At 30.9% G+C, this 13,918-nt stretch carries 11 protein-coding genes; 10 read left to right on the top strand and 1 reads right to left on the bottom strand.

Translation table 11 applies throughout. The features are described 5' to 3' along the window. The first annotated feature begins 49 nt into the window (after positions 1-49). Together BN1225_RS09270 and BN1225_RS09265 are read left to right on the top strand one after the other, a co-directional pair. Positions 50-889 carry a DUF368 domain-containing protein gene (locus BN1225_RS09270; protein ID WP_041139512.1) on the top strand — a complete coding sequence of 280 codons (840 nt, stop codon included), beginning with the start codon at positions 50-52 and terminating at the stop codon, positions 887-889. A 36-nt stretch (positions 890-925) separates the two neighbouring features. Then, positions 926-2,005, top strand: coding sequence for a competence/damage-inducible protein A (locus BN1225_RS09265; RefSeq protein ID WP_041139511.1), 1,080 nt, complete (start codon positions 926-928; stop codon positions 2,003-2,005). On the opposite strand, the gene BN1225_RS09260 is transcribed toward BN1225_RS09265, so the two are convergent. Next, entirely contained in the window at positions 2,002-2,883 is an 882-nt protein-coding gene (locus tag BN1225_RS09260; protein ID WP_041139510.1) for a LysR family transcriptional regulator, read from the bottom strand. The genes BN1225_RS09265 and BN1225_RS09260 overlap by 4 nt on opposite strands. Before the next feature lie 109 nt (positions 2,884-2,992). Here BN1225_RS09260 and BN1225_RS09255 point away from each other — a divergent pair, with 109 nt between their 5' ends. The 8 genes from BN1225_RS09255 (at position 2,993) to BN1225_RS15050 (ending at position 13,850) form a co-directional block, all read left to right on the top strand. Next, on the top strand, positions 2,993-4,261 hold the full coding sequence (locus tag BN1225_RS09255; protein WP_041139509.1) for an adenylosuccinate synthase: 1,269 nt from the start codon (positions 2,993-2,995) through the stop codon (positions 4,259-4,261). A 12-nt stretch (positions 4,262-4,273) separates the two neighbouring features. Beyond that, entirely contained in the window at positions 4,274-5,818 is a 1,545-nt protein-coding gene (gene guaA / locus BN1225_RS09250; protein WP_041139508.1) for a glutamine-hydrolyzing GMP synthase, read from the top strand. A 231-nt stretch (positions 5,819-6,049) separates the two neighbouring features. Continuing rightward, positions 6,050-7,117 (top strand): FRG domain-containing protein, encoded by a 1,068-nt coding sequence (locus BN1225_RS09245; RefSeq protein WP_052466531.1) that lies wholly within the window; start codon positions 6,050-6,052, stop codon positions 7,115-7,117. Positions 7,118-7,130: 13 nt separating this feature from the next. Beyond that, a complete protein-coding gene (locus tag BN1225_RS09240; RefSeq protein WP_041139507.1) occupies positions 7,131-8,795 on the top strand; it encodes an AIPR family protein in 1,665 nt (554 codons plus the stop codon). Between the two features lie 565 nt (positions 8,796-9,360). Beyond that, positions 9,361-12,045, top strand: a complete 2,685-nt coding sequence (locus BN1225_RS09235) for an AAA domain-containing protein (RefSeq protein ID WP_041139506.1) — start codon at positions 9,361-9,363, stop codon at positions 12,043-12,045. A gap of 257 nt (positions 12,046-12,302) precedes the next feature. Then, positions 12,303-13,205 carry a M48 family metalloprotease gene (locus BN1225_RS09230; protein ID WP_041139505.1) on the top strand — a complete coding sequence of 301 codons (903 nt, stop codon included), beginning with the start codon at positions 12,303-12,305 and terminating at the stop codon, positions 13,203-13,205. A gap of 16 nt (positions 13,206-13,221) precedes the next feature. Next, positions 13,222-13,707 (top strand): hypothetical protein, encoded by a 486-nt coding sequence (locus BN1225_RS09225; RefSeq protein ID WP_041139504.1) that lies wholly within the window; start codon positions 13,222-13,224, stop codon positions 13,705-13,707. Between the two features lie 8 nt (positions 13,708-13,715). Further along, positions 13,716-13,850: a hypothetical protein gene (locus BN1225_RS15050; protein WP_278247266.1), complete on the top strand. Its 135-nt coding sequence runs from the start codon at positions 13,716-13,718 to the stop codon at positions 13,848-13,850. Positions 13,851-13,918: the final 68 nt, after the last annotated feature.

Below are 13,918 nucleotides of genomic sequence, written 5' to 3'. Positions count from 1 at the left end.
AAATCAGAAATTTATGTATAATCATAACTTGTAAAGGTAAGGTGAGTTTATGATCAAAACATTAATCGGCGGGATCGCTGTTGGCGTTGCAAATATTATTCCGGGTGTCAGTGGCGGAACCATGATGGTGGTTTTAGGTATTTTTAATAAAGTAATGGATAGCATTTCTGATTTGGTATCAAAAGATAATAAAAAAAGAATGGAAGCTATTATTTTCTTAGCACAAGTATTAGTAGGGGCCGTGATTGGACTTGTTGGATTCGCTAAAGTCATTGAGTTCTTGTTTAATCATTATCCAACCCAAACGATGTACTGGTTTATTGGACTTATTGCGTTCAGTATTCCCTTATTCTTAAAATCAGAAATGAAAGGGGAAAGACTGAGTCTGCTTCCTTTCATAGTGGGGATGGGGATTATCCTTGGTTTAGAATTCTTAAATCCCGGTAAAGGGGAGGCTGCGGTTAATCCGGTACTTCCTGCAATCTCAATCGGATTACTTTTAAAGATGATCATGATTGGAGCGATTGCCGGAGGGACGATGCTGATGCCGGGAGTCAGTGGATCGATGGTATTGTTGATCTTAGGAGAGTATTATCTGTTTAAGTCTTATTTAGCGAATATTACGAGCTTTTCAATGGATATTTTGATTCCATTAGGTTTCATGGGAGTAGGGATTATTCTTGGTATTTTGATCAGCGCAAAATTATGTGGTTATTTCCTTAAAAAATATCATCGCGGAACATTAAGTCTGATTTTAGGTCTGATCGTGGCGTCATCATTAGTGCTGATTCCTTTTTCAGCCACTTATAATGTTTCTGTGATTCTCACTTCAATGATTGCATTGCTTTTAGGCGGGATCATGGTGATTGGTTTAGGAAAAATATCTTAGTAGCAGGATTGCTACTTTTTTTGATAGGAGGTTTTTATGAAGATTGAAATCATCAATGTTGGAACAGAATTGTTATTAGGGGAGATCGTCAATACAAACGCTACAGAAATTCAAAAAGTCTGTCGTGAATTAGGTTTTTCGATTTTTTATCAGACCGTTGTGGGAGATAATCCTGAACGTTTTAAAGAATGTTTGGAAACTGCCTTTTTACGTGGAGCAGATATGGTGATTACTACAGGTGGATTAGGTCCGACAGCAGATGATCTGACGAAAGAACTTTCAGCAGAGTATTTAGGGTTAAAGATGGAGTTTAGAGAAGAAGAGGCAAAGAAAGTCTTTGATAAATGCAGTTTTTTAATGGGGAGTGATCAGATCCCAAAAACCAACTATAAACAGGCGTATTATCCCCAAGGCGCTTATATATTGGAAAATGATGTGGGAACTGCAAACGGTTGTGTCATGAGTAATGGTCAAAAACGTATCGCTAACTTGCCGGGACCCCCTAAAGAGATGCGTTATGTGTTAAACCATGCCTTACTTCCTTATTTGGAACACTATCGAGAAGATAAGATTTATACGTATAATATTAATACGATGATGATTGGTGAAAGTGATATGGCACAAAAATTAAAAGATATTGTGGATAACCAAAAAGAGGTGTCTATTGCTTTATATGCTTCCGAGGATCATTGTCGTGTACGCTTAGCTGTGAAAGCGAAAAGCCAAACAGAGGCGGATCATTATGTTGCTTCAGTAAAACATATTATTGAAGAACGTTTAAAAGAATATATCGTTAAAGAAGAAAGCTTAAATGAAGCCTTATTTGCGATCATGCCCCCATATCATATTGAGTATAAAGATGATTTTCGGTTACCGGAAACATTGCGGTTAGGTAAACACTATTCTCACTCTAAAACAGCGATGAGATTAGAGATAAGCAAGTCAAAGCATCGATTAGGAGATATTATCTCGGTGACGATTCATTATGGAGATATCACTGAGGCATTTGAGGTAGCGGCTTTGAAGGATGCAGCCCTTTCTTATGCTCGTATTGAATCCCGTATTGTCGCTAATCTTTATCGCTTTTTAAAGAAAAATACAAGATCAAAGGATTAAATATCCAATTGACCTTGTATCAGTTCGATAAATTTCAGACAGGCAGGACTAAGCGTGCGTCGTTTTAAATAGGCATAACCGATATGCCGCGCTTTGATCGGGGGATCAATGGTGACCGGGTGGACCTCTTGATCTTCTATTGCCTGTCTGACAAATTCTTGTGTGACACAAGCAATTCCCAAATTACTGGTGACAAAATCAATTAAAAGATCGTGGGCACCTAGCTCAATATTAGGATTCAGCAAAACCCCTTCTTTGGCAAAAATATTATCGACATAACGTCTGGAATTTGCCGTAGTTTCTAACATAATTAAAGGAAGCTGTGCAAGTTCTTTATAAGTATACACTTTTTGATCCGGATAATGGGAAACAAAAATATCGTGAATTTGTAAGCAGGGTTTGACTTCGATCGTTTCTTCATGAATGGGCATATTAAGAAAACCAAGATCAATTTGTCCGCTTTTTAAGAGATCGATCGTCTCCATGCTGGTACGATTGACCACTTTAATATTTACGCCCGGATATAATTCGTGAAACTGAGTAATATAAGGTAGGACAAAGTGCTTGCTCAGTGTATCTCCGGCACCGATGGATAGTTCCCCTTCATTTAAGGTTTGGTAGTTCACTAGTTGATTTTCCGCACTGGTAATAATCGACAGCGCTTCATTAATATTTTGATAAAGCAGCATTCCTTCATTGGTTAAGGTGACACCTTTTGGGTGACGAATGAACAGTTGGGTTTGAAGTTCTTTTTCCAAAGCATTAATGGCTTGTGAGACAGCGGACTGCGTTATATAAAGATTTCGGGAAGCGATAGAGAAGGATTGAGTAGCAGCGGCTTCATTAAAAATTTTATATTGTTCTAATTTGATATTCATATTAGTGCTCCTTATATCAAAAATGCTATTTATTAATTTTACTTATGGTTATAAGTATAATATAATGAATTTGTATTTTGGTCAAGCAATGAACGAAAGGATGAGTTATATGGCTGGAGTTGTAGTAGTAGGAAGTCAATGGGGAGATGAAGGTAAAGGAAAGATTACCGATTATTTATCTCAACAAGCAGATTATGTAGTACGTTATCAGGGGGGCAATAATGCCGGACATACGATTGAGTTCAATGGTAAAAAGTTTGCTTTGAGATTGATTCCATCTGGAATATTCAATGCGAAAACAGTTGTGTTGGGAAACGGAATGGTCATTAATCCAAAAGCATTACTAGAAGAAATGAAATATCTTAATGAAGCAGGAATTCAAACGGATCATATTTTAATTTCAGATCGTGCCCATTTAACTTTACCTTATCATATTGAAATCGATGGTATTCAAGAAGAACGTCGAGGGGCAAACAGCATTGGAACGACTAAAAAAGGAATCGGACCGACTTATGTGGATAAATATGCCCGCATTGGAATTCGCATTGGTGAGTTTGTCAATGAAGCTTTATTTTTAAAAAGATTACAGGAAGTATTACCATTAAAGAAACAAGAATTTCCAGAATTGAATTTTACAGTTGAAGAAATTTTTGAAGAATATAAAGAATATGCGAAAATCATCAAACCGATGGTAACAGATACGGGCTTAGTATTAGATGAAGCTTTTCGCGAAAATAAAAAAGTATTATTTGAAGGAGCTCAGGGAACGATGTTGGATATTGATTATGGAACCTATCCTTTTGTTACCTCTTCTCATCCGGGGGCTAACGGCGTATGTGAAGGAGCAGGGATAGGCCCGACAAATATTCAAACCGCTATCGGAATTATTAAAGCTTACACGACAAGAGTAGGAGCGGGAGCATTTCCAACGGAAATTGATGGAGAATTGGCTCATTTTATCCGTGAAGCCGGACATGAATATGGGACAGTCACTAAACGACCAAGAAGAATTGGTTGGTTTGATGCAGTGGTAGTGAATCAGTCAAGACGTATGAGCGGATTAACCGGTGTTTCGTTAATGCTTTTAGATGTATTAACCGGTTTAGAAACATTGAAAATTTGTACGGCTTACTCATTAGATGGAAAGATTATTCATGCACTGCCGTCTACTATTTCAGAATTAGAAAGAGTACAGCCGATTTATGAAGAGATGCCGGGCTGGAAAGAAGACATTACACAGGTGAGAAGTTTTGCAGAATTGCCTGTTGCTTGTCAGAATTATTTAAGACGTATCGAAGAATTGATTCATTGTCCGATTCAGATTTTCTCAGTTGGACCGGATCGTTTGCAGACAATTATATTGAAAGAAGTATTTTAAGGAGGGGCATGAGTGAAAAGAGAATTAGTCATCGTTATTGACTTTGGTGGACAGTATAATCAGCTGATTGCGCGTCGTGTGCGTGAAAGCAATGTATATTGTGAAATCTATTCGTATAAAGTGGATATTGAAAAAATCAAGTCAATGCATCCTAAAGGAATTATTTTAACCGGCGGACCTAATAGCTGCTATGAAGAGGATTCACCGACATATTCAAAAGAATTATTTGAATTAGGTATTCCCGTGTTGGGGCTATGTTATGGTGCACAATTGATGCAGCATGTTTTAGGCGGTAAAGTAGAGCGTGCGAGTGTAAGAGAATATGGAAAATCAGAATTAACGGTTGATAATAATTCAGTATTGTTTTCTGATGTCGCTAAAAACAGTATTTGCTGGATGAGTCATTTTGATTATATTTCTAAAGTGGCACCGGGATTTAAAATTGCGGCAACGACACCGGATTGTCCGGTAGCGGCTTGTGAAGACGAGGAACGTGGATTGTACGCTATTCAATTCCATCCGGAAGTACTGCACACAAAAGAAGGGACGAAAATGCTTTCTAATTTCGTTTTGAATGTATGTGGATGTCATGGTGATTGGCGCATGGATTCTTTTGTTGAAGAGGCGATCAAAGACATTAGAGAAAAAGTCGGAGATGGTAAAGTATTATGTGCATTATCTGGTGGAGTGGATTCATCGGTTGCAGCTGTTTTACTGTCAAAGGCGATTGGTAATCAATTGACTTGTGTGTTTGTTGATCATGGATTGCTTCGTAAGAATGAAGGGGATGAAGTGGAAGCGGTATTTGGTCCTGACGGAAATTATGAGTTGAACTTCATTCGTGTCAATGCACAGGAAAGGTATTATCATAAGCTTGAAGGGGTGATTGAACCGGAGGCAAAAAGAAAGATTATTGGTGAAGAGTTTATTCGTGTTTTTGAAGAAGAAGCGAAGAAAATCGGAACAGTGGATTTCTTAGTGCAGGGAACGATTTATCCTGATGTAGTAGAAAGTGGATTGGGCGGAGAGTCTGCCGTGATTAAATCACATCATAATGTAGGTGGATTGCCTGATTATGTTGATTTTAAAGAGATTATTGAACCACTTCGTGATTTGTTTAAGGATGAAGTGCGTAAAGTGGGATTGGAGTTAGGAATTCCGGAATATCTAGTGTTTAGACAACCTTTCCCTGGACCTGGTCTTGGTATTCGTATCATTGGTGAGGTAACAGAAGAAAAAGTGAAGATCGTGCAGGAAGCAGATGCGATTTATCGTGAAGAGATTGCTAATGCTGGTTTGGATCGTTCGATTGGGCAGTATTTTGCAGCTTTAACGAACATGCGTTCTGTAGGGGTCATGGGGGATGAAAGAACTTATGACTACGCTGTGGTTTTAAGAGCTGTGAATACGATTGATTTCATGACGGCAGAGGCGGCGGAAGTTCCTTTTGAAGTGTTGAATAAGGTAATGAGCAGGATTATTAATGAGGTTCGTGGGGTAAATAGGGTAATGTATGATATTACGTCTAAACCACCGGGAACGATTGAGTTTGAATAAAGAATAGTTGCAATGGATTTGCGGGGTGTCCTTAAATGGATGCCTTTTTATGTTTAGTTAAATAAGTAAATTTATATATGTTCTTAATAGAAAAATAAATGATTTGCTATGCAAAGTTTAGCATATTTAAATATATTTTTTTTGTATAAAAAATTGTCTTGTTAAATAAACTGTTTGGAAATTACTGTTAAATATTGTAGAATAATATAAAAAGAGGGAGATAATAGTATTATGAGTGATGAAGTAGTTATTGAAAGTTTATCTGACTATATTAATAAAATAAAAAAGATCAGTAGTGAGTTTGAAGACAATGATGTTATTGTGTATAGAGGAGAAAACCAGGAATATCCAACACCCTGTGTACCTAATTTATTTAGGCAAAATCGTACTAAAGAAAATTATTTTTTTGAAAAAAATCTTTTAGATGAAATGGTGGCTAATAAATTAACAGATGGTGAAAGTTATCTAATAAAGGCAGTAGATGCTCAACACGGAGGATTTCCTAGTAGATTGTTAGATGTTACATATGATTGTTTGGTTGCTTTATATTTTGCGATAACTCCTTCTTATAAAAAAAAAGAAAATATTGATGATGATAAAAATGGAGTTGTCTATGTATTTGATTTTGAAAATATGTATTGTCCCATAGCTACAAATGTAAAAGAACTATATGAGGGTATTTTAGAGAGAAAAGAAGAATGGCTTTTTGAGGATACTTTATTTCAATATAATCATAAATTTGTAGATCATGTTTTAGCAAATAATAGAATAATAGCACAAAAAGGTGCGGTTATATTATTTCAAGGTGATGGATTTTCACCAATTCCTAAATATGATTTTGAGAAAATTGTAATTCCATCTCATTTGAAAAGTACATTAAGAGAAGATTTGAAAAAGTTGTTTGGAATATATACAGGGTTTATTTATCCAGAAGGAGATAATAAAGTTGATGAAATAGTTAATAAGAGTATAAAATTTAATCCTGCTCCTTTCTCAAGAAAAACAGAAATAGAATTAATATCTCATCATATTAAAAAATATATTGGGTATAATATAGAACAGATAACTTCTCAAAAAGAAATAAGTTCTTTTCAATTACAAACACAAGTTATAGAAGTAGAAAAAGAATTAAAAGAAATAAAAGATAGAATATTGAAACTAAATCACCTTAATAGTGATGAGAAAGAGGTTGTGGATAAATTAAAAAGCAATTTTAATATTCATATTGATGAATTTGAACAAGTTATGCAATGTATTGATAAGGATTTAACTATTGATATAGATTTTTTAAAATTCTAAGAAGGAGATAAGTATGGCCAGAAAAATAAATAATAATAATAGTGTAGAGTTAATCAATCAATTTTTAGAGGAAAAAGATTTTTTTAAGGAATACGATGATGATGAAATTCAAAAAATTAAAAATAATGTTAAAATGACACTTTATAAACAAAATTTTATTACATTAAAAGAACTAAATATGGAAGATTCAGATGATTTTGTTAATTTTTTTTATGTAAAAAATGGTCAAGAAATGGATATTCTAATGGACGAAATTAGAAATCAAAATAATATAAATGATATAGATAAATACAATTTTTATTATGTTGTTATAATTGTAGAAAATTATAAAATGAAATTAGAAGTTGAAAAATGGAAACAAGAAATTAGAAGTTTAATAAAAAAAGAATTTGAATGTAAAAGTGTAACAAGGGTTATTTACCAGATTATTCAGGATGTTCAAAATGTAAGTAAAGAATTTAATGTACGAATAGATAGTAGATCGTCTTCTATTACTGTGCCATTTAATAATAATGTTCAATATCGTAGTTCAAAAAGCATATCTTCAAAAGTAAGTTCATATGTTTTTACAGCAAATCTTTACGATATTGCAAATATGTATAATTATATTGGTGATGCTTTATTTGATCAAAACGTTCGTTACAAATTAAAGGATTCTTTTGATGTGGAAAAAAACATATTAAGCACTTTATCAAATAGTCCGGAAGATTTTTGGTATCTTAACAATGGCGTAACTATGATAGTATCTAGTAAAGATAATATTAATTTATTTGATCCTTATAAAGTTGTACTTTCATTTAATAAGTTCGGTAATATTTCAATTATTAATGGAGCACAAACAATTTCAACAGCAGCAAATTATTTTTTTGATAATTCCAAATTAAAAGACGAATTAGATTATGCTCAAAAAAATGCAAAAGTATTGTTGAGAGTTATGTATGTTAATGATCCATATATAGATTGTAAAAACGATCTGAATAAAATTAGTGTTTCTTTAAATAGGCAAAAGCCAATTTCTGTAGAGGACATAGCCTATACAAGTGAAAGAATTTTCGAGATTAATCAACTATACAAGGATAGTAGAGATCAATATCATTTTTATATTTCAAAAAGAGGAGAGGAAACAATCAAGAAATATGCTTATAGTATACCAACTCTTTTAAGGAATTATGTTGCTTATTTTCAACAAAAACCTGGAGATGCAAGATCAAAATCATCTAAGAATATCATTGATAGTGTATTGAATGATGAATTTAAATATGAAATAGATGAGAAAGAATTTAATAGGTGTTTCAAACCAATTAATTTTGTGGTTGGATTAGGTAGTTTATATGATAAATTTTCCAATAGTCATCAATATGATATTGAAAACAAAAATACAATTTTAAAAAATGGAAAATATTATTTTGTTTCTTTAGTAATGTATGCTTTGATTCTGAAAGATAATATACCATTTAATGAAGATCGTTATAATTTTAGTGATTTTAAATATACTAATGATTCTTATGATGATAATATAGATGAAATCATAGAGGTATATGTTGATGTTATAAACGAATATTGCAAAAATAATAGTTTAGATTCAAATGATTTTAAAAATCAAAAACTATATAATGAGATTAAAAATTGTGAGCAAACTAAACGGTTATTTGATAAAATTAATGAATTTTTTAGTTAATATAAAATTAATAAATTACATATTTTTTTCAGAAAATTTATGATATTATTTAAAAATATAAAAGAATTAATTTTATATATGATAATTGCTATTTTGTTAATGTCATTTAATAATTATTAGAAAGATTGATAAAAAATGTTAAGTAATTTTAAAAATGTTTACATTCAAATATTACAAAGCAAGAGGTAATCCAATATGTAATTCATACTTACCTACGTTTAGGAGATATTTTAAGCTTACAATGTTAATGAATCTGGATGTTACTTGTAGAAAATATAATAAAATTGATGATTTAGGTGTTATCGAAGCAAACAAATATGTTAAGTTTTATTGATAACTTATATAGTTTAAGAAATATGCATTAAATGAAGTGCCATTAAGTGGCACTGTTTTTTTATGGTATATATTATGTAGTTTAAATAATTTTCTTTCTAATCTAGAATGATAATAAGTAGATTATTCTTTATTTAAACCATCGGAAGGCAAATTAAATACACATACTTATATTTTAGACTGTAAATAGATACGTAATGTTGGTATAATTTTATTAACGGTAGGTGATATTGTGTTTAAAATTATATTAAAAGGAAATGATTTAACGGATTATATTAAGGATTGGAGTATCTATAAAGCAAATAATAATCAATTGATGGTATCTGTAACATATAAGTCTGATAAAAAATTTCATAGACCTTTAAATGAATGGAAAATAGAACCTTGTAGGAGACATACAGGTGACTTATTATTGTACAATAAAATTAACAAGAGAGTACAAAATATTAAAGAGGCATTTGAAATTGGAAATAAGTATTATATTGTTAGATTTATTGAAAGTAATGAATGGTATATAATGCTGAAGTCTAACAATATACTCTCACAATCAACAAATATAAAAGATGGAGATATTTATAAATATTTTTTACAAGTAGCAAAAGAACGAATTGAGGTTAGTAAAGGAAAGGCAAATAAAACGATAGCAGAAAATGTTTTAAATCAATTTGATAAACTACTTCCTTATAATCAAACCTGTTTAAATGCTTATTTAACTAAGAATGTTAGAAAAACAATCAATAAAGAGCATCTAATATTTCCGTTTGGAATTAATGAAACTCAAATGGAAGCCGTAACAAATGCTTTTAAATCACAAATCAGTATTATTGAGGGGCCACCGGGAACTGGAAAAACACAGACAATTTTAAATATTCTTGCAAATATAATAATTAATGGTGAGACATGCGCAATAGTTTCAAATAATAATTCAGCTGTTGAGAATGTTTATGAAAAGTTAGAGAAAGTCAATTTAGATTTTATAATAGCTAAATTAGGTAACTGGGAAAATAAAGATGATTTTTTTAAAGATATTAAATATAAAAAGCCAACCTTTAACTATAGTTCAATTAAGTTAGATGAGATAACTACAATCAAGAGTAACATAGAAAATCTACTGTCAGCTAAGAATGATTTAGCAAGACTTAATACTGAGATTGAAGAGATCAAAATTGAAAAAGAATATCTTTTAAAATGGCAGCAAGATCATCCGGAAATAAAAATGATAGAGATAACTAAATATCATTTATCCATAACAGAAATGGTTAATTTGTTGGTCTATGTAAGAAGACTATCGGATCAATTTTTATCTTTTAAGAATAAATTTACTTTATTAATGAATTATAGAATAATTAGAAGCAAATTTTTAAATGATTTAGAAACTAGACAAAACTTTGTTTTTTCTCTTCAATTTACTTATTATGAAAGGTTATTGCGTGAAAAAGAAGAGGAAATAAAAAAGATTAAAGAAATGCTTGATAAAGAAGATTTTGAGTATAGTCTGAAAACTTTAAAAGAAAAATCTCTTGCTTATTTATATGAGTATATTTCTAAAAATTTTCCAAATGATATTCCGACTTTTAATGTTGGTAATTATTATAAAGACTTCTCTAATTTCTTAAACTATTTTCCTATAATTGGCAGTAGTACACATTCGCTAATGAATTCTATTGCAAGAGGCTATATATTGGATTACGTTATTATAGATGAAGCTTCACAGCAGGATATTATTCCCGGCATTTTATGTTTTGGCTGCGTAAAAAATATTATTATTGTCGGGGATAGAAAGCAATTACCACACATTCCAATAAAAACGAATATAAAATGTCCTGATAGTTTATACGATTGCGAAAAATTAAGCCTTTTAGATTCATTAGATGAAATATTTAAAGATGATGTTCCTAGAACTTTATTAAAGGAACATTATAGATGTCATCCTAAAATAATACAATTTTGTAATAAAGAATTTTATAATAATCAACTTATTCCAATGAAAAAAGATATGGGTGAAAATGCCTTATCACTGATTGTGACAGCTAAAGGAAATCATACACGTGATTTATCAAACCTAAGAGAAATAGAATCCTATCTAAAAGTAAATGATGAAATATTTTCCATTAAGGGTGAAAAAGGATTTATTGCCCCTTATAATGCACAAGTTGATCTTGCAAATGAAAAAATGCCAAAGGAGACAATTTGTAGTACTATACATAAATTTCAGGGCAGAGAATGCAATGAAATAATATTTTCAACTGTACTAGATAAGAAAAAGAGTAGCCAAAGAAATATTGATTTCGTTGATGATCCATCACTTATCAATGTTGCTGTATCCAGAGCCATCAATAAATTTATTTTAATAACTGGATATAATGTATTTTTAAAGAATAATAAACATTTAGCGGCTTTAATTCGTTATATAAAATATTATGCAAATGAAGGCCAAACTTATGATAGCCCGCTTATTTCAGCGTTCGATTTGCTTTATACAGAGTATGATAGATCCTTGGAAAAATTAAATTCAAAACTGAAAACAAAAGATTCTAAATTTAAATCGGAACAGATTGTTGCGGCAATATTGCGAGATATTTTAAAGTTGGAAGAATTTAATTTTTTGATTTTTCATATGCAAATTTATTTAAAACAACTTGTGTCGGTATCGGATATTAAATTTACTTCAAGAGAAATAGAGTATATTCATAATAATGCAAGTTGTGATTTTGTCATCTATTTCAAAATAGGTAAATCTCCATTTACAGTAATTGAAGTAGATGGTGGGTATCATAATCAATCTCCTCAAATAGAACGAGATCTGCTGAAAAATAGTATTCTAGAAAAAGCCGGCATTCCATTGTTAAGGTTACCCACTATAAGTAGTGAAGTTGAAGAAAAAATAATTTTACATTTACGAAATTTATTAAATTAATAATGTATTTGCTATCGATTTAAATTATATTTTTTGATGCCATTGTATTATTATAAATGAGTATTTATATACCTAGAACGAGAATAATAGCGTTTTATTATTGTTTTGAACAAATAATTAGCACTAAAATAAGAAAAGAAAAAACAGTTTCTAAAATTGTTTTTATAAATAATTGTTGCATTTTGTAAGAAATTGTTGAATTATGTAAAATGTTATTATAAGATAAATTTACTATAGTTAAGAGAGGGGAAAACATTTTGTATATTTTAGATTTTATAAAAGTGATCTTAGAAAAAAGAAACATACCGACATTAATTTATTTATTAGTTAATATTGGAATTATTGCTTTATTATCAATCAACACATTTAATGCTGGTTGGATGCAAGCTTTTGCCAGTGCTTTAATTTTATATGTTATTTCTTTAGTGATTGCACTAAGTCCATTTGGGGAATGGATATTGCGATTGCAAACAGGATGTAAGAAAATAAGAAGAGAGGATTACAAAAGATTTATTAATCCAATATTTGAGGAAGTATATTCTAAGGCAAAAAGTATGGATAACACCATTCCAAATAATGTTAAATTGTTTATGTTAGACGATGCTGGAGCAAATGCCTTTGCAACAGGAAGAAGAACAATTTGTATTACAAAAGGAATGCTAAATGCTCCTGTTGAAGAAATTAAAGCAGTATTAGGGCATGAGTTTGGCCATCTGTCACACAAAGATACAGATTTGATTTTGGTAGTATGTATTGGCAATTTTTTTATAACAGCCATTTTTATCTTAATACGATTATTTGCTCGATTCATATCGCTTATTTTTCAATTAGCAGGTATTTTTGTTGGAGAAGCCATTGTAAATTTAGGAGCGTTTTTTAGTGGTCTTATTGTAGATTTTATTTTAATTGCTCTAATGAGATTGTGGACAAAGGTTGGGATGTTGTTAGTTATGAAATCTTCTAGGAGTAATGAATACGCAGCTGATGAGTTTTCTGCTAATTTAGGGTATGGAAAAGAGCTATGTATGTTCTTGGATCGATTTGATAGTGTAGGGTTTGATGGACTTTTCGCAACGTTAGTAAGTAGTCATCCTGCAAATGATGACCGAATAGCCAGATTACAATCGAAAGGAGTAGATTATCATCTTCAAAGACTATAATAGAGAAAAACATCACTTGGTTTTAGATATTCTGCGAGAAGAATATGATAAAGAAAAACAAACAACTCAATCACTTGATAATAAGGCAGGAGTATTTTTATCTGCACTGGTGGTTATTGAAACAGTTTGGATTCAACTTGTTCCATTTAAAGATATTGTAATCCTTTTAAAACAGTGCGAATATAGTAAATTAACTGTAATAAGTCTTTTATTAATAGTGTTATTTTTATTGTTTTGTTTTAATATAGTTTTGTTAATTAAGTGCTTAATGCTTAAAAATTATAGTGCGGTAAATATGGATAGCATTATTACAGAGAGTCGGAAGAATACAGCAGGTATAGACTATATGAATGCAGTTATCGATCATTACAATATAATACTGCATGATAATATTCCTTTGAATCAGAAAAAGTCTGAATATTTAAAGAAATCTATAAAAGTTTTTGGAGTTTATAGTGTTTTAAGTATTGTTATATTGGGCATCGTTATTGCCATTGTATAGGAGATAAAATGATTAAATATAGTAAAAAGAAAACAAAACCTAAAATTGATAAACCAAGAAAAACAACTTATGCTGAATTTAGTAATTGTAAGTTATATAGTAATGTTTGGAAAATAAAAGATGATAAAAAGAATGATAAATAATTGAATTGGCTAATTAGAGGGCACTCTAACAGCCTTTTTTATTTTCATCATCAGTTAAACCCATTATA

Origin of the sequence: Beduini massiliensis (genome assembly GCF_000829905.1) — a bacterium.
Taxonomy (GTDB): Bacteria; Bacillota_I; Bacilli_A; order Erysipelotrichales; family Coprobacillaceae; genus Beduini; species Beduini massiliensis.
The sequence above is the reverse complement of the archived record's forward strand: the minus strand, read 5'-3'. Positions and strand labels throughout refer to the sequence as shown.